The sequence below is a fragment of the Eoetvoesiella caeni genome, assembly GCF_003315175.1.
GTDB lineage: Bacteria > Pseudomonadota > Gammaproteobacteria > Burkholderiales > Burkholderiaceae_B > Eoetvoesia > Eoetvoesia caeni.
Genome location: NZ_QNRQ01000004.1, coordinates 239,555 through 259,887 on the forward strand (window position 1 = coordinate 239,555; position 20,333 = coordinate 259,887).

The 20,333-nt window shown below is 59.1% G+C and carries 21 protein-coding genes; 4 read left to right on the forward strand and 17 right to left on the reverse strand.

All coding sequences use genetic code 11. The annotated features are described in order from the left end of the window. Nucleotides 1–26 precede the first annotated feature (26 nt). The 12 genes from hemE to DFR37_RS10015 all read right to left on the reverse strand — a co-directional run bounded on the left by hemE (nt 27) and on the right by DFR37_RS10015 (nt 10,432). A complete protein-coding gene (hemE, locus tag DFR37_RS09960; protein WP_113933093.1) occupies nt 27–1,097 on the reverse strand; it encodes a uroporphyrinogen decarboxylase in 1,071 nt (356 codons plus the stop codon). Between the two features lie 30 nt (nt 1,098–1,127). Beyond that, nucleotides 1,128–1,934, reverse strand: a complete 807-nt coding sequence (locus tag DFR37_RS09965) for a hypothetical protein (protein WP_242341788.1) — start codon at nt 1,932–1,934, stop codon at nt 1,128–1,130. 184 nt (nt 1,935–2,118) lie between these two features. Continuing rightward, entirely contained in the window at nt 2,119–2,544 is a 426-nt protein-coding gene (locus DFR37_RS09970) for a F0F1 ATP synthase subunit epsilon (protein ID WP_113933094.1), read from the reverse strand. 15 nt (nt 2,545–2,559) lie between these two features. Next, on the reverse strand, nt 2,560–3,978 hold the full coding sequence (gene atpD, locus DFR37_RS09975) for a F0F1 ATP synthase subunit beta (protein WP_113933095.1): 1,419 nt from the start codon (nt 3,976–3,978) through the stop codon (nt 2,560–2,562). A gap of 43 nt (nt 3,979–4,021) precedes the next feature. After that, nucleotides 4,022–4,930 carry a F0F1 ATP synthase subunit gamma gene (gene atpG / locus DFR37_RS09980; RefSeq protein ID WP_113933096.1) on the reverse strand — a complete coding sequence of 303 codons (909 nt, stop codon included), beginning with the start codon at nt 4,928–4,930 and terminating at the stop codon, nt 4,022–4,024. Between the two features lie 100 nt (nt 4,931–5,030). Beyond that, nucleotides 5,031–6,572, reverse strand: coding sequence for a F0F1 ATP synthase subunit alpha (gene atpA / locus DFR37_RS09985; RefSeq protein ID WP_113933097.1), 1,542 nt, complete (start codon nt 6,570–6,572; stop codon nt 5,031–5,033). Between the two features lie 35 nt (nt 6,573–6,607). Continuing rightward, nucleotides 6,608–7,147 carry a F0F1 ATP synthase subunit delta gene (locus DFR37_RS09990; protein ID WP_113933098.1) on the reverse strand — a complete coding sequence of 180 codons (540 nt, stop codon included), beginning with the start codon at nt 7,145–7,147 and terminating at the stop codon, nt 6,608–6,610. A 12-nt stretch (nt 7,148–7,159) separates the two neighbouring features. Next, a complete protein-coding gene (locus DFR37_RS09995; protein ID WP_113933099.1) occupies nt 7,160–7,630 on the reverse strand; it encodes a F0F1 ATP synthase subunit B in 471 nt (156 codons plus the stop codon). 127 nt (nt 7,631–7,757) lie between these two features. Further along, nucleotides 7,758–8,000: a F0F1 ATP synthase subunit C gene (atpE, locus tag DFR37_RS10000; RefSeq protein ID WP_113933100.1), complete on the reverse strand. Its 243-nt coding sequence runs from the start codon at nt 7,998–8,000 to the stop codon at nt 7,758–7,760. 126 nt (nt 8,001–8,126) lie between these two features. Further along, nucleotides 8,127–9,005, reverse strand: a complete 879-nt coding sequence (gene atpB / locus DFR37_RS10005; RefSeq protein ID WP_113933101.1) for a F0F1 ATP synthase subunit A — start codon at nt 9,003–9,005, stop codon at nt 8,127–8,129. Between the two features lie 78 nt (nt 9,006–9,083). Further along, complete coding sequence (locus DFR37_RS10010) at nt 9,084–9,500, reverse strand: ATP synthase subunit I (protein ID WP_242341787.1); 417 nt, start codon at nt 9,498–9,500, stop codon at nt 9,084–9,086. A 155-nt stretch (nt 9,501–9,655) separates the two neighbouring features. Then, the gene (locus tag DFR37_RS10015) at nt 9,656–10,432 is read right to left on the reverse strand and encodes an enoyl-CoA hydratase (RefSeq protein ID WP_113933102.1); all 777 of its coding nucleotides are present in this window, start codon (nt 10,430–10,432) and stop codon (nt 9,656–9,658) included. Between the two features lie 29 nt (nt 10,433–10,461). Between DFR37_RS10015 and DFR37_RS10020 the strand changes: the two genes are divergently transcribed. Then, nucleotides 10,462–12,231 (forward strand): M61 family metallopeptidase, encoded by a 1,770-nt coding sequence (locus DFR37_RS10020; RefSeq protein WP_113933103.1) that lies wholly within the window; start codon nt 10,462–10,464, stop codon nt 12,229–12,231. Between the two features lie 109 nt (nt 12,232–12,340). Here DFR37_RS10020 and DFR37_RS10025 read toward each other — a convergent pair whose 3' ends face one another. Beyond that, the gene (locus tag DFR37_RS10025) at nt 12,341–13,285 is read right to left on the reverse strand and encodes an NAD(P)/FAD-dependent oxidoreductase (protein ID WP_113933104.1); all 945 of its coding nucleotides are present in this window, start codon (nt 13,283–13,285) and stop codon (nt 12,341–12,343) included. 123 nt (nt 13,286–13,408) lie between these two features. Here DFR37_RS10025 and folB point away from each other — a divergent pair, with 123 nt between their 5' ends. From folB to DFR37_RS10040, 3 genes are all read left to right on the forward strand, one after another. Beyond that, nucleotides 13,409–13,768 (forward strand): dihydroneopterin aldolase, encoded by a 360-nt coding sequence (gene folB / locus DFR37_RS10030; protein ID WP_113933105.1) that lies wholly within the window; start codon nt 13,409–13,411, stop codon nt 13,766–13,768. Between the two features lie 45 nt (nt 13,769–13,813). Then, complete coding sequence (gene ttcA, locus DFR37_RS10035; RefSeq protein WP_113933210.1) at nt 13,814–14,851, forward strand: tRNA 2-thiocytidine(32) synthetase TtcA; 1,038 nt, start codon at nt 13,814–13,816, stop codon at nt 14,849–14,851. Between the two features lie 113 nt (nt 14,852–14,964). Further along, complete coding sequence (locus DFR37_RS10040; RefSeq protein WP_113933106.1) at nt 14,965–17,337, forward strand: mechanosensitive ion channel domain-containing protein; 2,373 nt, start codon at nt 14,965–14,967, stop codon at nt 17,335–17,337. 103 nt (nt 17,338–17,440) lie between these two features. Here DFR37_RS10040 and DFR37_RS10045 read toward each other — a convergent pair whose 3' ends face one another. Genes DFR37_RS10045 through prfA form a run of 4 tightly spaced genes read right to left on the reverse strand, consistent with a single transcriptional unit; the run spans nt 17,441 to nt 20,300 of the window. After that, nucleotides 17,441–18,031, reverse strand: a complete 591-nt coding sequence (locus tag DFR37_RS10045; protein WP_113933107.1) for a UbiX family flavin prenyltransferase — start codon at nt 18,029–18,031, stop codon at nt 17,441–17,443. Beyond that, nucleotides 18,024–18,350: a Grx4 family monothiol glutaredoxin gene (gene grxD, locus DFR37_RS10050; RefSeq protein ID WP_113933108.1), complete on the reverse strand. Its 327-nt coding sequence runs from the start codon at nt 18,348–18,350 to the stop codon at nt 18,024–18,026. The genes DFR37_RS10045 and grxD overlap by 8 nt, the downstream gene beginning before the upstream one ends. A gap of 41 nt (nt 18,351–18,391) precedes the next feature. Further along, nucleotides 18,392–19,213: a peptide chain release factor N(5)-glutamine methyltransferase gene (gene prmC, locus DFR37_RS10055; RefSeq protein WP_113933109.1), complete on the reverse strand. Its 822-nt coding sequence runs from the start codon at nt 19,211–19,213 to the stop codon at nt 18,392–18,394. Nucleotides 19,214–19,220: 7 nt separating this feature from the next. Continuing rightward, complete coding sequence (gene prfA / locus DFR37_RS10060; RefSeq protein WP_113933110.1) at nt 19,221–20,300, reverse strand: peptide chain release factor 1; 1,080 nt, start codon at nt 20,298–20,300, stop codon at nt 19,221–19,223. Between the last annotated feature and the right edge of the window lie 33 nt (nt 20,301–20,333).

Sequence of the window (20,333 nt, forward strand, 5' to 3'; positions counted from 1 at the left end):
GCTTAGTGGCTTTGGCTTTGCAATAATCAGTGCTTGCCGCGACTATGCTTGTGCACCTCGTCGGTAAGTATTGCAACCGCTTCGGGCGGTGTAAAACGTGAAATCCCATGCCCCAGATTGAAGACGTGGCCGCCTTTGCCCACGGCCCCGAAATCGTCGATGACGCGGCGCGCCTGAGTCCTTATGGCTTCTTCGCCGCCGAACAAGGCCATGGGGTCCAGATTGCCCTGCAAGGCCACCGAATCGCCCACCCGCTGGCGCGCTTGCGCTAAATTGACCGTCCAATCCAGCCCCATCGCGTCGGCCCCCACGGCGGCGATTTCTTCCAGCCAGAGGCCGCCGCCCTTGGTAAAGACGATAACGGGCACCGCCCGGCCGTCGCTATGCCGGGTAAGAGACTGCACCACCTTGCGCGTATAGGCCAGCGAGAATTCCTGGAACTGGCCATCGGCCAATACGCCGCCCCAACTGTCGAAGATCATGACCGCTTGTGCACCGGCTTCGATCTGGGCGTTCAGGTACTGCACTGTAGCCTGGGCGTTGACTTCCAGGATACGGTGCAGAAGGTCGGGACGCTGGTACAGCATGGTCTTGATAAGGCGATAGTCGCTGGAGCCCTGGCCTTCGACCATGTAGCAGCCTACAGTCCAGGGACTGCCCGCGAAACCAATAAGGGGCACCTTGCCGTGCAACTCTTTGCGGATAAGCGTGACGGCGTCGAATACATACTGCAACGCCGACATGTCGGGTACGGCCAGCTTGGCCACATCGGCTTCGGTGCGCAGCGGCTTGCTGAACTTCGGGCCTTCGCCAGCAAGAAAGTCCAGCCCCAGGCCCATGGCGTGAGGAATGGTCAGGATGTCGGAAAACAGAATGGCCGCATCCAGCTCGAAGCGCCGCAATGGCTGCAACGTGACCTCGCAAGCATATTCCGGGTTCTGTGCCAGCCCAAGAAACGACCCGGCTTTGGCGCGGGTTTCGTTGTATTCGGGAAGATAGCGCCCCGCTTGGCGCATTAGCCATAGCGGAGTATACGGAACCGGCTCGCGCATCAGGGCGCGCAGAAATACATCGTTTTGCAAAGTTGGAAATGGCACGACAATCCTTGTAGATAGACTGGGGGCATTTTACCCGCCTGGTAATACTTTAGTTGCGGCCTCGGGGCGATAAGACGCAGCATCGATTTGATACTTGCGCATCAGCGCCCAGAAGGCTCTTCGGTGTTTTTGGGCAGCACGCGCAGCCATGGCAATATTGCCCGAATGCCGGCCCAGCGCGGCATTGATGTACGCACGTTCAAATCGTTCGATGACTTTGTTTTTTGCGACGCGAAAAGACTCGCGCGAAGAGGTGCTGCGAGAAGCCGACGCAACGGCAAAAGCATCAAGCTCAAGGCCGGTGCGCTCTAGTATAGTCGAACAGAGCTCTTCTTCGGTGCAGCCTGCCTCGGGTATGGGAGCATCGGGCCGCGCGGGCGGGCATTCGCTGACGCCCTGCCCGGCCTGCATGCCCGGAACGGCGGCGCGGTAGCGGCGCATGGTAAGCAGGCGCTCGATCCGGACACGCAGCTCTTCGGGGCATAGCGGGCCCTTTACGAAATCGGCCAGCCCAAGATTGTAGAGATCGTCCAGCGCCGCCGCCTTTAAATCGCGCACCAGCGCCAGCACGGGCGTTTGCAGCGGATAAGCAGCCTGCAGGCTGGTGCGCAGCCAGGACAGGTTCTGCGCGCAGACAGGCACCAGGCAGACGTCGAAACGACGCAGCAGCATTTCGGACTGGCCCAGCAAGGCATTGGCGTTGGGGTGATGTATGTCGATGCCGGATGCGGCGATTCTGATATGCAAGCGGCCCCCGGCATGGACGCCTAGCCAGCCCTGTGCCCATTCGTCATTGCATGAAGTGCTGAACACTGCGCAATCTAAACGCTCTCTCATGGAAGTCCCCTCCTGTTGTCCGGTTGAGTCGAAACCTTTTGTGGAACAAGAATAGGCACCGAACCAAGAACCAGCAATACGGAAAACTCTTAAATCGGAAAGTACGTAGGGGACAAGCCCTAGGCGCCAGGCCGCAATGCATAAAAAAAACGACCCGAAGGTCGTTTTTTTGAACGGGCGACGATTAATGCCTGCGCGTCTGGCTAAGACGGCGCGCAGCCGCGGCTTGCGCCGCCAGCATGGCAAGCTCGGCCTCGACAACAGCGATATCGGCCTTGTCTTTGGCGTTGCGCAAGGCCTCTTCTGCTTGTTCGCGCGCAGCCAAAGCCTTGGCTTCGTCCAGGTCGGCGGCGCGGATGGCCGTATCGGACAAGACCGTGACGCCACCGGGCTGAACTTCAAGAATACCGCCGGCAACGAAGATGCTTTCTTCGCCGCTGCCGTCGGCCAGCACGATCTTGACCGTGCCGGGGCGAATCCGCGAAATAAGCGGCGTATGGCCGGGCATGATGCCCAGCTCACCCGACTCGCCAGGCAGAACCACGAATTTCGCCTCGCCGGAGAAAATCGATTCTTCTGCGCTGACTACGTCAATATGCAAGGTGGCCATATAAAGTCCCTTAGATTACAGTGTCTTGGCTTTCTCGAAAGCTTCGTCGATGGAGCCGACCATGTAGAACGCCTGCTCGGGCAACGCATCGCATTCGCCGTCGACAATCATCTTGAAGCCACGCAGGGTTTCAGCCAGCGGAACGTATTTTCCGGGAGAGCCGGTAAACACTTCAGCAACGTGGAAAGGCTGCGACAGGAAGCGCTGGATCTTGCGGGCGCGCGCAACGGCCTGCTTGTCTTCCGGCGACAGCTCGTCCATGCCCAGAATGGCGATAATGTCGCGCAATTCTTTGTAGCGCTGCAGAATCTGCTGAACACCGCGCGCAACGCCGTAGTGCTCTTCGCCCACAACTTGCGGGTCAAGCTGGCGGCTGCTGGAGTCAAGAGGATCGACGGCCGGGTAGATACCCAGCGCGGCGATATCGCGCGACAACACAACGGTGGAGTCCAAGTGCTGGAACGTCGTGGCGGGCGACGGGTCGGTCAAGTCATCGGCGGGCACGTAAACGGCCTGAATCGATGTAATGGAGCCGGTTTTCGTCGAGGTAATACGTTCTTGCAGCTTGCCCATTTCTTCGGCCAGCGTAGGCTGGTAACCCACGGCCGAAGGCATACGGCCCAGCAGTGCCGAAACTTCGGTACCGGCCAGGGTGTAGCGATAGATGTTGTCGACGAAGAAAAGGATGTCGCGGCCTTCGTCGCGGAACTTCTCGGCCATGGTCAGGCCCGAGAGCGCAACGCGCAGACGGTTGCCGGGAGGCTCGTTCATCTGGCCGAACACCATGGCCACTTTCGATTCGGACAAGTTGTCCAGCTTGATAACGCCCGCTTCGGCCATTTCGTGGTAGAAGTCGTTACCTTCGCGGGTACGTTCACCCACACCGGCAAACACCGACAAGCCGCTGTGCGCCTTGGCGATATTGTTGATGAGCTCAAGCATGTTAACGGTCTTGCCCACGCCGGCGCCGCCGAACAGGCCGACCTTGCCGCCCTTGGCAAACGGGCAGACCAGGTCAATAACCTTGATGCCGGTTTCAAGCAATTCTACTGAAGGCGACAGTTCGTCGAACTTGGGCGCGTCCTGGTGAATGGAGCGCAACTCTTCGCTTTGGATGGGACCGCGCTCGTCGATAGGACGGCCCAGCACATCCATGATGCGACCCAGGGTGCCCATGCCGACCGGCACCGAAATCGGCGCGCCGGAGTTGGCAACGTCCATACCGCGGCGCAGGCCGTCGGACGAGCCCATGGCGATGGTGCGAACCACGCCGTCGCCCAGCTGCTGCTGGACTTCAAAGGTAAGACCGGCTTCGGCGAACTCGGAGCTGGTATCGACGAGCTTGAGCGCGTCGTAAATTTTTGGAATGCTGTCGCGGGGGAACTGAATATCCACCACGGCGCCGATGCACTGAACGATGGTACCGTTGCTCATGTTTAGTCCTTGCTAAATATCTTTGACGGGATGCCCTTCTGTATTAAACAGCGGCAGCGCCCCCGACGATTTCTGAAATTTCTTTCGTAATGGCGGCCTGACGGGTTTTGTTGTAAACCAGTTGCAGATCGCCGATGATTTTCTTGGCGTTATCGGATGCAGCCTTCATGGCCACCATGCGAGCGGACTGCTCGGAAGCCATGTTTTCCGCGACGGCCTGGTACACCAAACCTTCGACATATCGCATAAGCAAATCGTCGATGACGGTTTTCGAGTCGGGCTCGTAGATGTAGTCCCAGCCGTATTGCGACTTGGTGTCCGCTTGCTGTTCCTGGCCGAACTCGCCAGCCTGGAAGGGATCGGCCAGGCCGCTGGGCAAAGGCAGCAAACGGATGAAGCTGGGATCCTGCTTCATCGTATTGACGAAACGGTTGGTCGCAATGTACACCGCATCGATTTTGCCATCGACAAAATCGTCAAGCTGCACCTTGATGGCGCCGATAAGGCGTTCAAGGTTGGGCGTATCGCCCAATTGCACTTCTTGCGAGACCAGGTCAACGCCGATACGAGTCAGAAAGCTAAGACCCTTGTTGCCCAAGGCCGTAGCCTGGACCTTGACGCCATCTTCCTTGAACTCTTTGATGCGGTTCAGCACCAGGCGGGTAATGTTGGTGTTAAGACCACCGCACAAGCCCTTGTCGGTACTGACCAGCACGATACCCACCGCCGAAGCCTTGCCGCGATCATCCATGTAGGCATGGTGATAGTCGGGATGCGCTTGCATCAGGTTGGCGGCGATTTCTCGTACCTTGGTCGCATAGGGACGGCCGGCCCGCATCCGGTCCTGCGCCTTGCGCATTTTGGATGCAGCCACCATCTCCATGGCTTTAGTGATCTTGCTCGTGTTTTGCACGCTCTTGATCTTTGTTCGAATTTCCTTAATTCCGGCCATCGCACTTCCTGTCAGGGCGTTGCTGCGGGGCGGCTTGCGCCAGCCCCACCTTACGTTCGGGCAAACAGGGTTTCAACCCCGCTGCCCCCGCCAATCAAACTTAATAAGCACCGTGCTTTTTGAACTCTTCCACGGCAGCGGCCAATTCGGCGTCATCTTCTTTGGACAATTCTTTCTTGTCTTCGATACGCTGAACCAGGGCTTCATGCTTGGACTTGAGGCTGTCTTTAAGCGCCTTTTCGAAGGGCAGGATCTGCGCAACGTCGATGTCGTCAAGGTAGCCCTTGGTGACGGTGTACAACGTAACGGCCAGTTCCCAAACCTGCAAAGGCTGATACTGCGGCTGCTTCAGCAGCTCGACCACGCGCTTGCCGCGCTCCAGCTGACGGCGGGTAGCTTCGTCGAGGTCGGAGGCAAACTGGGCGAATGCGGCCAATTCACGGTACTGGGCCAAGTCGGTACGAATACCGCCGGCAAGCTTCTTGATGACCTTGGTCTGGGCGGCGCCACCGACTCGCGACACGGAAATACCGGCGTTGATGGGAGGACGCACACCGGCGTTGAACAAGTCGGTTTCAAGGAAGATCTGGCCATCGGTAATCGAAATTACGTTGGTCGGCACGAAAGCGGATACGTCGCCGGCTTGCGTCTCGATGATGGGCAGTGCGGTCAATGAACCGGTCTTGCCTTTGACTTCGCCCTTGGTGAAGTTTTCGACGTAGTCGGCATTGACGCGGGCTGCGCGCTCGAGCAGGCGGGAGTGCAGATAGAACACGTCGCCAGGGTAGGCTTCGCGCCCTGGAGGACGGCGCAGCAACAACGAAACCTGGCGATAGGCCCAAGCCTGCTTGGTCAAGTCGTCATACACGATAAGCGCGTCTTCGCCGCGGTCGCGGAAGTATTCGCCCATGGTGCAGCCCGCATAGGCGGACAAGTACTGCATGGCGGCTGAATCGGAAGCGGCGGCGGCCACGACTATGGTGTATTCCAGCGCACCGAACTCTTCGAGCTTGCGCACGACGTTGTTGATGGTGGACGCCTTCTGGCCGATGGCAACGTACACGCAGGTAACGTTCTTGCCCTTCTGGCTGATGATGGTGTCGATGGCAACCGCGGTTTTACCCGTTTGACGGTCGCCGATGATCAGCTCGCGCTGGCCGCGGCCGATAGGCACCATGGAGTCGATAGCCTTGATGCCGGTTTGCAAAGGCTGGTCGACCGACTGGCGGGCGATAACGCCGGGGGCTACTTTTTCGATGATATCGGTAGCCTTGGCGTTGATCGGACCTTTGCCGTCGATGGGGTTGCCCAATGCGTCGACAACACGGCCGCGCAGTTCGGGACCGACCGGCACTTCAAGAATGCGGCCGGTGGTTTTGACCGGGTCGCCTTCGGAGACGCCGGTGTAGTCGCCCAGAATAACGGCGCCGACGGAGTCGCGCTCTAGGTTCAGCGCAAGGCCGAACACGTTATTGGGGAACTCAAGCATTTCGCCCTGCATCACATCGGACAAGCCGTGGATACGGGTAATACCGTCGGTCACGGAAACAACCGTGCCTTGCGTACGTACGTCGGTCGACGCGCCCAAGCCTTCGATACGGCTTTTGAGCAGCTCGCTGATCTCTGACGGGTTAAGTTGCATGTTCAGACTCCTGGAATCCTGTTATCCGGCCCGCTTCAAGCGGCCAGCGTATCGCGCATGCGGGCCAATTGGGCCTGCACGGAAGTATCGAGTACTTGATCACCGACTACCACGCGGACGCCGCCGATCAGGGCAGGGTCGACCGTGACGGCCGGCTTGAGTTTAAGGCCAAACTTCTTTTCAAGACCCGTTACGAGCTCTTGAACTTGCGCCTCGTCCAGCGCAAACGCGCTGGTGATTTCAGCAAGGGCGGAGCCTTCGAGCTGGTTCTTGAGCGCATCGAATTGCTCTGCGATTTGCGGCAGCAACAAAATACGGTCGTTGTTGACCAACAAGCCGATAAAGCTGCGTGCTTTTTCGGAAAGCGCCAACTTGATGAGTCCGCAAAACAGTTCGGTGCGTTGCGCGTTATTCAAGCGCGGGTCTGTCAATGCTTCGCGCACATCTTCCAGGCTTGCAACAGCGGCAAGCTGGTTGACCAGTTCCGACCAGGAGGCCAAGCCTTGCTGGTCTTCCTTAGCCGTAGCGAACAGCGCTTCGGCGTAAGGTCTGGCAATAGTAGATAATTCAGCCATGGCCCGCCCTGATTAGAGTTGTGCCTTGAGCTGATTCAACAGCTCGGCGTGTGCCTGTGCATTGACTTCTCGTTTGAGAATCTGCTCGGCGCCCTGGACAGCCAAAGTGGCTACGTCGGCACGCAACGCATCGCGCGCACGCTGAACTTCCTGGGCAGCATCAAGCTTGGCCTGGGCAATGATTCGAGCCTTTTCCGCTTCGGCCTCACGACGAGCTTCGTCGATGATGCTGGCCGACTGCTTCTCGGCTTCGAGAATGCGGGCATGATTATCGGTTTTAGCGGAAGCTTCTATCAGACTGATGCGCGCCTGGGCCTGGGCCAGATCGGCCTTGCCCTTGTCGGCGGCCGCGAGGCCATCGGCAATTTTTTGACGGCGATCGTCCATGGCTTTCGTCATGGGAGGCCATACGAATTTCATCGTAAACCAGCCCAGAACGAAAAACACGATCATCTGAAAAAAGAGAGTCGCGTTTAAATTCACGGTCGTTTCCCTTTAATACCACGGGCATCGTGCCATATTGCGCGATGCCGAATGTCCAAATCGCCGCGGCACCCATACCGGGCACCGCAAACGACTGCTTTACCCGCAGAAATGCGGGCCATTTCGCTTAGCCGACGAACGGATTGGCGAAAGCAAACAACATGGCGATACCAACGCCGATCAGGAAGGCTGCGTCGATCAGGCCGGCCAACAGGAACATCTTGGTCTGCAAAGCGTTCATCAACTCGGGCTGGCGAGCCGAGGCTTCCAGATATTTACCGCCCATCAGGGCAATACCGATACTGGCGCCGAATGCACCCAATCCAACAATAATACCGCAAGCCAGAGCAACGAGAGCAACGTTGGTCATAACAACTCCTTGGTTAAAAACCGTGTAATCAAAAAGTCAAAAAGAAAACTTCAATATGAAACTTCTGTGCAAGAGGATCTTGCGCCCCGCCCCGGGCCGGCCATGCCGGTCCGAAACGGAAATTCGTTAATGGCCTTCGTGAGCCAGACCCACATACACCAGGGCCAGCATCATGAAGATATAAGCCTGCAGCAGAACGATCAGGATATGGAAAATAGCCCATATCGACCCTGCCACAACCTGGCCTATGCCCAAGCCGATGCTTGTGCCATCGAACCCGGTCCATGCCCCGCCCAGCAAGGCGATAAGCAAGAAAAGCAATTCGCCGGCAAACATGTTGCCGAACAACCGCATCCCAAGCGACACAGTCTTTGCGGCGTACTCCATGAGGTTCAACAAAAGGTTGAATGGAACAAGCAGCAAACCTACAACACCATGGCCATGAAAAGGCGCCGTAAACAGTTCTTTGACGAAACCGCCCGGGCTCTTGATTTTGATGCCGTAGTAAATGGTCAGCAGCAACACGCCCAGCGACATGCCCATGGGCACGTTCAAGTCGGCCGTCGGCAAAATACGGTGGTAGTACAGGGGATCGTTATGATGATTGGCCAGGCCAAGCAACTGGGTAACCCAGCCGAACAGGTCGACCGGAACCAGGTCGAGCGTGTTCATCAGGATGATCCACAGGAAAATCGTCAGGCACAGCGGCGCAACGAACGCACGCGACTTGGCATTGGGAACTATGCTTTTGGCTTCATCTTCGACCATGCCCACGAGCATTTCGACGGCAACCTGGAAGCGGCCCGGAACGCCGGTGGTTGCGGCCTTGGCGGCGCGCCACAGGAAGAAGACAACGATAAGCCCCATCAGCAACGACCAGAACAGCGAGTCGTAGTTGATGACGCTGAAGTCCGCGATAGCCGATTGCTTTTCGCCGAGATTGTTCAAATGGACCAAATGATGCTGAATATACTCAGACTGAGGCGAAATATCACTAGCAGCCATCGGAACCCTTACCTGTTAACTTAAAACGAGAGCATGACGCCAGAACGTGCATCATGCCCATGAAATTGTGTAACCTGCTTACGGCAACTTATGAAACAGCATAAGCAGCACGTAGCCCTTCAGTACGCAAACCAGCCCGAACAACAGGGCTGGCCACACCAGCCAGCTTTGCCAAAAATGCACTGCCAAAGCCAGCAGCACAACGGCGGAACCAAGCTTGATGATTTCGCCCATAAAAAAGGCGACCGGACTTGCCGGTTTGGATGCAAGCAACCCAAGCAGCAGGCGCATTGCAAAAAGCGCGTTGGGCACAAAATAGGCGCCCGCCCCAATAAGGGCCGAGGCACCGGCATCCAAACCCGCGATTACCCAGGAAATTAGCGCAGCGGCAAGCCCCATGACCGCCTGGGCCGCCAAGACCCGGATCAGACCGCGACCCGCCTTGAACTTCAAGGTAGCGCGATCGGCTTCGCTAAGTACCAGCCTGGAATCCACTGCCCTCTCCGTTGGTGCTGCGTCAAACCCATGGAGTATAACTTTATTTTTTGATAGTAAGCAAATCGTAAGGTCGCCGTTTTGTTGCATCGGCGGAACATTCGTCCCGCACACCTTGCCGCGCAACAAAAACGGCGGTGCCTGCCCTTCGCAGACTAGCGATTTTTAAATTCAGGACTACGCTTGCCAAGAAAGGCGGCCATGCCTTCCTTTTGATCTTCCGTGGCAAACAATGCATGAAAGTTGCGGCGTTCGAACAGCAGACCTTCGTCCAATGGCGTCTCGAAGGCGCGATTGATGCACTCTTTGGCCATCATCACCGACGGCAAGGACTTAGAGGCGATAAGCGCCGCCGTTTCAAGCGCATCATCCAGCAAGCGGTCCACGGGCACGACCCGCGACACCAGGCCCGCAAGCTCGGCTTCGGCGGCGGTAATCATCCGGCCGGTAAGTATCATGTCCATGGCCTTGGCCTTGCCTATGGCCCGCACCAGGCGCTGCGTTCCGCCAAATCCCGGGATAATGCCAAGGTTGATTTCGGGCTGGCCGAAACGGGCATTTTCGGCCGCAATAATGAAGTCGCACAGCATGGCCAGTTCGCAACCGCCGCCCAATGCATAGCCCGACACCGCGGCAATAATGGGCTTGCGGATGCGGCGCAGCGACTCCCAGTCGTGCCCCAGATAATCCTGCGAATACACGTCGGCATACGACCAGGGCTGCATGGCGGCAATATCCGCGCCGGCCGCAAATGCCTTTTCGCTGCCGGTCAGCACAATGGCCCCGACCGCCTCGTCGGCGTCGAACTCGCGCAAGGCCTTGGCCAGCTCGCCGATCACCTCATTGCTTAATGCATTCAATGCCTTCGGCCGGTCCAGAGTCGCCAGCCCCACGCGGCCGCGAATTTCAGTTTTTACCAACGCTGCGGTCATATTGACTCCTTGCACAGTACTATAAAGGGATGAACAAAAAACCGTTACTTTACCGCCTAACGCCATTCGACCCCGCGAGCCACCGCTTCAAGGTCGAACTGTCCATTCGAACCCCCGCCCCAAAAGGCCAGGAGCTCTCGCTTCCCGCCTGGATTCCGGGCAGCTACTTGATACGCGATTTCTCGCGCCAGATCCTCAGCATCAAGGCCGCCAGCCGAGGCAAGGCGGTAAGCATAATCAAAACCGGCAACCACACATGGCGATGCGCGCCGTGCAATGGGCCGCTGCATATTGAATATACCGTCTACGCCTGGGATCTTTCGGTACGCGGTGCGCACTTCGACCAGACCCATGCTTTCTTCAATGGGGCCAGTGTATTCCTATGTCCGGCCGGGCATGAAGACCAGCCCTGCAATCTAGAGCTGCTGCCTCCGCCGCACGCGCGCAACTGGAAGGTCCACACCAGCCTGCCCGAGGCCGCCGGGCATCCGGGCAGCGCGCACCGCCATGGCTTCGGACGCTATACGGCTCCGGACTATGATGCGCTTATCGACCATCCGGTCGAAATGGGCACGCCGCAAGTCGTGCGCTTTCGGGCTCATGGCGCCGAACACGAAATGGTGTTCACCGGCGTGGTGCCCAACCTCGACCTCAAGCGCATCGCCGCGGACGTTCAAAAAATCTGTGCAGCCCAGATAGCCTTGTTCGAACCCGACAGCAAACAAGCGCCCTTCCTGGACTCGTCCGACCGCTATGTTTTCATGACCATGGTCACGGCCGACGGCTATGGCGGGCTGGAACACCGCGCCTCGACGGCCTTGATGGCCGCGCGCAAGGATCTGCCCACGCTGGGCTGCGGCGACGCCGGCGAAGGCTACCAGGCCTTCCTGGGGCTGGTCAGCCACGAATACTTCCACACCTGGAACGTCAAGCGCATCAAGCCCGCGGCATTCGCGCCCTACGATTTAAGCCACGAAAATCACACACGCCTGCTCTGGGTTTTCGAGGGCTTCACGTCTTACTACGACGACCTGATGCTGTTGCGTTCGGGCGCTATCGGCCGGGCCGACTACCTGCGCCTTATTGCCAAAACCATCAGCGGCGTGCGGCGCTCGCCGGGACGCCACAAGCAGTCGGTGGCGGAAAGTTCGTTCGACGCCTGGACGCGCTATTACAAGCAGGATGAAAACTCGCCCAATGCGTTGGTCAGCTACTACACCAAGGGATCTTTGGTGGCGCTGGGGCTGGACTTGCTTATCCGCCGCGAATCGGGCGGCAGCCGCTCGCTGGACGATGTCATGCGCCTGTTGTGGGACCGCTACGGACGCGGCTTCTATCAGGGCGGCGGCACGGGCGTGCCCGAAAAAGCCATGCCCAGGCTGATACGCGAAGCCACCGGCGTCGACGCTTCCGATTTCATCGCCCGCTACGCAGAAGGGCGCGAAGACATACCGCTGCAAGCCATGCTGGCGCAACAAGGCATCAAACTTGAATGGCAGGCCGCATCAAAGCTGCCCTCGCTGGATGTGCGCACGCGCAGCGCGCACGGCGAAACGCAATTGGCTACGGTCTTCGAAGGCGGGGCCGCGCACCGCGCCGGCCTTTGCGCCGGAGACATCGTGGTTGCGGTCAACGGCCTGCGCGTGCCCGAGAACGGGCTCGACCGCCTGTTGCAGGCATACCGGCCCGGAGACACGATAACCATTCACGTGTTCAGGCGCGATGAGCTGCGGGCTTTTGAAGCAATCTTGGCCGAGCCCGAGAAGACCGAATGCACGCTGGCGCCGGTTATGGCTTGATCGCCAAGGGACAAGCCGGTCGCAGCGGCTGCGCATGTCATCGGTAATCAAGCGTTGATGGCATCGTCGCTTTACACTGACGGGCCTGTTCCGAACGTGCTGGCGGCTATCAGGCCGCGCTTCGCTCGATGCTGGCCTGAATAGCCTTGGCGGCGGTGATGCCGTCGGCCAGGGCCGTAACCACGCATGGATGCTGGCGCTGAGTGACCTCGCCAATGGCATATACCCTGGGGCAACTGGTCTGGGCCATGACGCTGTCGGTTTCAATATAGCCTTGCGCGGTACGGCGCAGATTCAGGCTGTCGGCAAAATGCGTACTGGGTTCCCAGCCGTAGAACACCATGATCAAATCGTAATGCTGCCCATCGACCGTACGGGCCTGGGCGTCGATGCGGTATGCGCCCTCGCGCACTCTTTCGGCGGGAACCTGGCGTACAAATTGCTGCTGCGCGCGCACGCTGCGTGCATATACATCCACGCAGGCCGCCCCATGCTGCATGGCGTACAAGGCATTCTCGAATGCGTTATCGCCTCCGCCCAGCACGGCAACCCGCTTTTGCTTGAAATCCTGGGCCACGATATGCACGCCTGGCCCGACAAGCACGCCCGGCGCCGCATCAGCCGCGCTGCCCAGCGTGGATCTTTCTTCGAAGCGCATGACCGGCGTAGCGGCCATTTCCGGCAGACGGCGGGCCGTGACACCGGTAGCCAACACCAGATGCGTAGCGCGCACGACGTCGCCCGGTTCGCCCGCTTTCGTTGCAGCAAAGCAGTCGTCCTCATGTTCGACGCGCTCGACCGCATGCGACAGCAAGGCCGGCACGCCGGCTTGCTTCAGGCTTAACTCCAGATTATCGGCAACCTGCATTCCCGTCATGCCAGGCAGCGATGCGTTCCAGTCGTCCTGAAACGGATTGATCCGGCACAGCCCTCCGATCCGGCTGCCCGCTTCAAGCAAAACCGGCGCCAAGCCCAGGCGCGCCAGCCACACCGCGCAGGACACCCCCGCAGGTCCACCGCCAATAATCATTGCATCGTATTTTTTTGCCTGCATTGCGCTCCGTCCCTTCCTTACCGCTTGGCAGCCTTCTGCCTGCTAGACTGCCTACCTTACCAAATTCTTGCGGCATCACGTAATCGAACTACAATTGCGCCATCCTGTTAAGGCCTACGCAATATGTCCACACGCCGCATTTTCTTCTCGCAACTAGCGCTTGACGCCCGCATCGGGATTCTCGAGCATGAGTTGCGCGCAACGCAGCCCCTGCATATCGATGCGGAAATCGACGTCGACGTCACCCAGCAAGTGCACGACCAAAACATCCAGACCGTCCTGGACTACCGGCTGCTGCGCAACGCCATCGTGCAAGAATGCACCCAGGCGCACGTCAACCTGCTTGAAACGTTGATCGAACAAGTGGTCGACCGGCTGCTTGCCGAATTCGCCGAAATCAGCCGGGTTAAAATCCGTATCAGCAAACCCAATGCCTTTTCAGACTGCGCCGCCGTTGGCATAGAACTGCAACGCAGCCGCTAATATTCTTCTTTCGTGCAACCCGTGGGCAACCGCCGGTTTACAGCCATGCAACCCGAACCTTCAGTCTCGCCGCCCGCCTCCAGCCAGGTAGCGGACGCACCCGACATCCAACCCGACGCCCAGGCCGCACGCAAGCGCGCCCATAAACAGCGCGTCGATGACAACAAGCTTGCCAAACGGCTGATGCGCGAAACCGGCCGGGCCATTGCCGACTTCAACATGATAGAGGACGGCGACAAAGTCATGGTGTGCCTGTCGGGCGGCAAAGACTCGTACAGCATGCTTGACATCCTGCTGACGCACCAGGCGCGCGCTCCGATAAAGTTCGACATCGTTGCCGTGAACCTGGACCAGAAGCAGCCCGGTTTCCCCGACCATATCCTGCCTGAATACCTGAAAGAACTGGGCATTCCGTTTCACATCGAAACGCAAGACACCTACTCTGTCGTGACCCGCGTCATTCCTGAAGGCAAGACCATGTGTTCGCTGTGCTCGCGCATGCGCCGCGGCATTCTGTACCGCGTGGCCGACGAGCTGGGCGCAACAAAAATAGCGCTGGGCCACCATCGCGACGACATCCTGGCCACCTTCTTCCTGAACCTGTTCTATGGCGGCCGCATGAAAGCCATGCCGCCCAAGCTCATGTCGGACGACGGCAAGCATATTGTGATTCGGCCGCTGGCCTATGTGATGGAAAAGGACCTGGTAGCCTACGCTGCCCTGAAACAGTTCCCCATCATCCCATGCAATCTGTGCGGCTCGCAAGAAAACCTCAAGCGCCAGGAAGTCGGACGGATGATCGCCGAATGGGACAAGAAAATGCCCGGCCGTTCCTGGAATGTATTCGGCGCCTTGTCGCGCGTCGTGCCTACGCATTTGATGGACACCGGGCTGTTCGATTTCGCCGGCCTGAAACCCACCGGCACCATGGATGAAAACGGCGACACCGCCTTCGATACGGAAGACTTCGCCGAGCCTCTCTTTGCGGATCCCAACACACCAATCGATGCGCAAGACCAAGCCCCGGACAGCCCTCGGCACAAGACTGTATTCATGACCGACTTGCGCGGCCTGCCTTCATAACCCGCGCCCGCTCGGCCTGACAAGCCGGCGTACCAGTGTTACCCTTTATATAAGCACGCGCCTGACGTGCTTTTTTTATTTGTCCATCGCCCAAATCAAAGGGAGTCAGCCGCATGCTTTCCGATTCGGCCAGCAGCACTTTGAACATCGAATTCCAGCACCAACGCGGCAGAACGCCCGCCAGCGAAACGCCGCAGCCGAACGGACGCGCCTGGAGCGTCTTTAAATCCTTGTTGATCGCGGCCGTACTGCTGCTGGGTTTGACAGCACTGCAACCGGCGCACAGCAAAGAGACGCCGTACGAAACCCTTGCCAACATCCTGGAAGACCCCCAAAGCCGCGAGCAGCTCATCAATGAGCTGCGCACCATGGCACCGGCCGGGCCAGCCGAAAATACCCCGGCTCCGGCCGCGGCCAGCCAGGCCTCCGAGGACGCATCCACCCCCCAACGGCTGGCCGCTTCGCTGCAGAACGCCAGCCATCGCCTGACCAGCGACCTGTCCAGCGCTGCGGCCGCAATCAAATCCCTGGCGCAAGGAGAGCTTCCGCCTGAAAGCAGGATGCAGGGCGTCGACCGCCAGCTTAAGGTCCTGTTCATAGTCTTGCTGACCGTGCTGATCGCCTACCTTGCGCTGCGCCTGGCGGCCGCCCGGATCTTCGCGCGCCTGAGCCGCTGGACAGCGCAAGCCCGGCCGCAGGCCGGCGCTGCCCATGACGCCGGGGCGGCAAGCCCCCGCCACGGCAAAAGACATCTTGCCTTGAACCGGAAACTGCTGGGCGTCAGCGCTGCCCTGGTCGTCGACCTGGCAGCCACCCTGCTGGCCGCGCTGGCCGGCTATGTGGCGGCAGCCATCAGCGCTGATCAAACCGCAAATGCCACGTCGTTCGCCTTTCAATTCCTGACAGCCTTCGTCATGATCGAAGTCGCCAAGGCTTTGTCCCGAGGCGTGTTCGCCACCCGTTACGAGCACTTGCGCCTTCTACCCTTAAGCCGCGAAACCGCCCACTACTGGAACCGCTGGCTAAGCCTGCTGATCAGCCTGACAGGCTATTGCCTGCTGGTCGTCGTGCCTATCACCCAGGCTGTCTTGCTGCCATCGCTTGGCCGCCTGCTGGGCCTGGTCATTATGCTGGGTGTGTACATCTACGGCGTGCGGGTGGTCTGGAGCAACCGCAACACAGTCAGGGCCGGACTTATCGAATGGGCCCGGAATTCCAGCGCCGCAGTATTCGGCACGCTTATCCGCATATTTGCCCGGCTGTGGCATCTGCTGGCCATGGCCTATCTTACGGTGCTGCTAGTCGCCAGCCAGGCGGACCAACAGCAGGCCTTGTCTTTCATGGTTGGCGCCACTGTGCAATCGGCCATTGCCATTGTGCTCGGGGCACTGGCGGCCGCCGCCTTGACGGCGCTGCTGACGCGCCACATCGCCGTGCCCGAACACTGGGGCAAAGCCCTTCCATTACTCGAGGTCCGCATCAATTCGTATGTTCCTGCCGCCCTGAAAGGCCTGCGGCTGCTGATACTGATTCTTGTCGCCCTGGTAGTGCTGGACGCCTGGCACGCCTTCGACCTTGGAGCCTGGCTGACCTCGGATAGCGGCCTGACCGTCATTACGGTCTTGCTGCGCGTAGGATTCATCCTGGCGATCGCAGCGCTAAGCTGGACCATACTGGCCAGCGTCATCGAACACCGGCTTGGCGCCGCAAGCGCCCATCACCGCCCTACCGAGCGCGAAAAAACCCTGCTCATGCTGTTTCGCAACGCGGCGGCCGTGGTCATTGCCACCATGACGGTGCTGGTCGTTCTATCGCAAATCGGGATAAACATAGGCCCCCTGATAGCAGGCGCCGGCGTGGCCGGGCTGGCCATCGGCTTCGGTGCCCAAAAGCTGGTTCAGGATGTCATCACCGGCTTGTTCATACAGCTGGAAAACGGCATGAACCAAAACGATATCGTCGAGGTCGTCGGCCTGTTCGGCACTGTAGAAAAAATAACCATCCGCTCGGTCGTCATACGCACGCTGGACGGCGGCTACCATCTGATCCCGTTTTCCAGCATCGACAAGCTCAGCAATCACACCCGCGATTATGGCTACCACTATGCTGAATACTATATAGCGCACCGCGAGAACGTGGACGAAGCCATTGCTCAGATGAATCTGGCCTACAAGGACCTGATGCAGGATGCCGAGCTTGCTCCCGAAGTGCTGGAAGAAATCTCCATCCCCGGCGTTACCGCATTGAACGAGCGCGGTTTCAGCATTCGCGTACTGATCAAGACAACGCCAGGCAACCAATGGGCCGTTCAGCGCGGCTACAACAGATTGCTCAAGCAGCGCTTCGATCAAGCCGGCATCGAGCTGCCGTATCCACAATCGGTGCTGCATTTCGGCCGCGACAAGTCCGGCTATGCGTCTCCAGTGGATGTGCGCGCAGTCGATTCGCTGCGCGAATTTACAGCTACCAAGCCCTCTGCAAACTGAGCGGCAAAACCCCGCCAGGCAAGCCGCAGCCCAAAAGCAAGAAGCCGCTCCAAGCTTTTGGGGCGGCTTCGCGACGGGCATGACGAAGGATTCAAGCGTGGCGTTATCGTCCCGCGCTTGCCGTGCCTTCCCAATGCGGTCCGGGAACCGTAATATCGAACAGTTCCAGGACACGAGCCACCGTGTGCTGGACCATTTCGTCGATAGTGGCGGGATGATGATAGAAAGCCGGCAGGGGCGGGAAAATGATGCCGCCCATTTCGGTGACCGCCGTCATGTTGCGCAGGTGCGCAAGATTGAAGGGCGTTTCGCGCACCAGCATGACCAGGCGCCGGCGCTCTTTAAGAGTCACGTCGGCTGCACGCGTTACCAGGTTGTCGGACAAACCGTGCGCCACGGCCGCCAACGTGCGCATGGAACACGGCACAACGACCATGCCCATGGTGGCAAACCCGCCGCTGGCCAGGGTTGCGCCGACATCGCGAAAGCTATAGACCTTGTCGGCCAGCGCATGGACCTCTTGGCGGGTCAGGCCAAGCTCGTACTTGATGTTCAGCACGCCCGCCGGCGAAACCACCAGGTGCGACTCGACATCGGGCACGCCCTGCAAGGCCCGCAGCAAATGCACCGCATATGTGGCTCCGGTGGCTCCTGTTACGCCGACGACCAGGCGGCGTACTTTCGCATCACTCAAGCGCGCCGGCCTCTTTCAGCATGGTCAGCAATTCGCCGCTTTCGTGCATCTCGGAAATAATGTCCGAACCGCCAAGAAATTCGCCAGCCACATACAGCTGGGGAATCGTGGGCCAGTTGGCATATTCTTTTACGCCCTGGCGCACTTCCTCGTCTTCAAGCACGTTGACAGTAACCAGCTTGGTCACGCCCGATGCCTTCAGAATTTGGATGGCCTTGCCGGAAAAGCCGCATTGCGGAAACTGGGCTGTTCCCTTCATGAACAACACAACGGGATGGCTCGTGACGGTTTCCCGAATAAAATCTTGAACTTCGCTCATGGTGCTTTAATTTCCAGGACAATAAGTAAACAATTAGACAATTATAAAAACCCGCCGGTAATTCTTTCGATGCCAGCCAGATCCTGCAGGCTGCTCACCCGGCAAAAGCCGGTATCTTGCAACATTTTGCGCACGGCGGATGCCTGATCCCATCCGTGCTCCATCCATAATACGCCACCTGACGCCAATCGCGCAGGCGCGCCCGCCACAATCGTTTCAAGGGCATGCAGGCCATTGGCGCCATCGGTCAGGGCGCCTATGGGTTCAAAGCGCAAATCGCCCTGGCCCAGGTGCGCATCGTCTGCGGAAATATAAGGCGGGTTCGACACGATAATGTCGAAGGCCGGCTGGCCCACGATTGCATCGTACCAATTTCCACAAGAAAACTCGACTCGGGCCCCAAGCTTGCCGGCATTGCCATCCGCTACCGCCAGCGCCTGGGGGCTGATGTCGGTGGCAAAGACCTGCGCCTGCGGACATGCCAGCGCAATCGATATGGCGACAGCGCCGCTGCCCGTGCCCAGGTCCAGTACGCGGGGCGCAGCCAGGCCCGACTGATTGATATGCTGTACCGCGGTTTCCACCAGCAGTTCGGTTTCAGGACGGGGAATCAGCACTCCCGGAGCCACGCTGAATGCATGCCCCATGAACTCGCGCTCGCCCAGCAAATATGCCATGGGCTGCCCCGCCAGCCGCGAATCGGCCAAGGCCTGGAACCGCTGCACCGTGCCCGGCTCGAGCACGTCGGTATCGTGCGCAATAAGCCACGACCTGGGCACTTGCAACACATGCTGCAACAGCATTTGCGTTTCCAGCCGGGGCAAGCGGCAAGACGCCAGCAGACGGCGCACGGTATCGGCCATGCCCGCCCTACTCTTCGCCCATGGCGGCCAACTGCTCGGCCTGGTGTTCGGCCAGCAAAGCGCCGGTCAGCTCGTCCAGGTCGCCTTCCATAATGGCCTGCAATTTATACAACGTAAGATTGATGCGGTGGTCCGTTACCCGGCCCTGCGGGTAGTTATAGGTGCGAATGCGCTCTGAGCGGTCGCCCGAACCCACCAGGCTTTTGCGCTGGGCGGCTTCTTTATTATGCTGCTCTTGCTGCTGCTTGTCCTTAAGCCTGGCCGCCAGCACCTGCATGGCCTTGTCCTTGTTGCGATGCTGGGAGCGGTCGTCCTGGCATTCCACCACCAATCCTGTGGGCAAATGTGTAATACGCACCGCTGAATCGGTTTTATTGATGTGCTGGCCGCCCGCCCCGCTGGCACGGAACGTATCGATACGCAGCTCGGACGGGTTGATGACAATCTCGCTCAAGGCATCGGCTTCGGGCAAAATGGCCACCGTGCAAGCAGAGGTATGGATCCTTCCTTGCGTTTCGGTTTCCGGCACGCGCTGCACCCGATGCGCGCCCGACTCGAACTTCAACCGGCCATACACGCTGTCGCCGCCAATGCGCGCGATGACTTCCTTGTAGCCGCCGACTTCGGACTCGCTCGCCGACATCAACTCGACGCGCCAGCCGCGGTTTTCCGCATAACGGCTGTACATGCGCAGCAAGTCGCCCGCAAACAAGGCGCTTTCGTCGCCCCCCGTGCCTGCCCGGATTTCCAGGAATACGCTGCGCCCGTCATCCGGGTCGCGCGGCAACAGCAAAATCTGCAAGTCGGCGGCCAGTTGCTCAAGCCGGTCCTTGCCCAGCTTGTACTCTTCTTCGGCCATTGCCTTCATCTCGGGATCGCCCATCATTTCCTGGGCCGCCTGAATGTCCCCTTCTGTGGCGGTATACGCGGCAAACACCTCGACCACCGGTTCCAGCTCGGCGCGCTCGCGCGACATCTTGCGAAAGCGGTCCATATTGCCGGTGATTTCCGGCTCGGCCAGCATGGCGTCAATTTCTACTAACCGGCGAGACAAATGCTCCAGCCGATTGCGCATCGAATTTTTCATAAATATTGGGGAGGATAAGGTGGGTTAAAACAT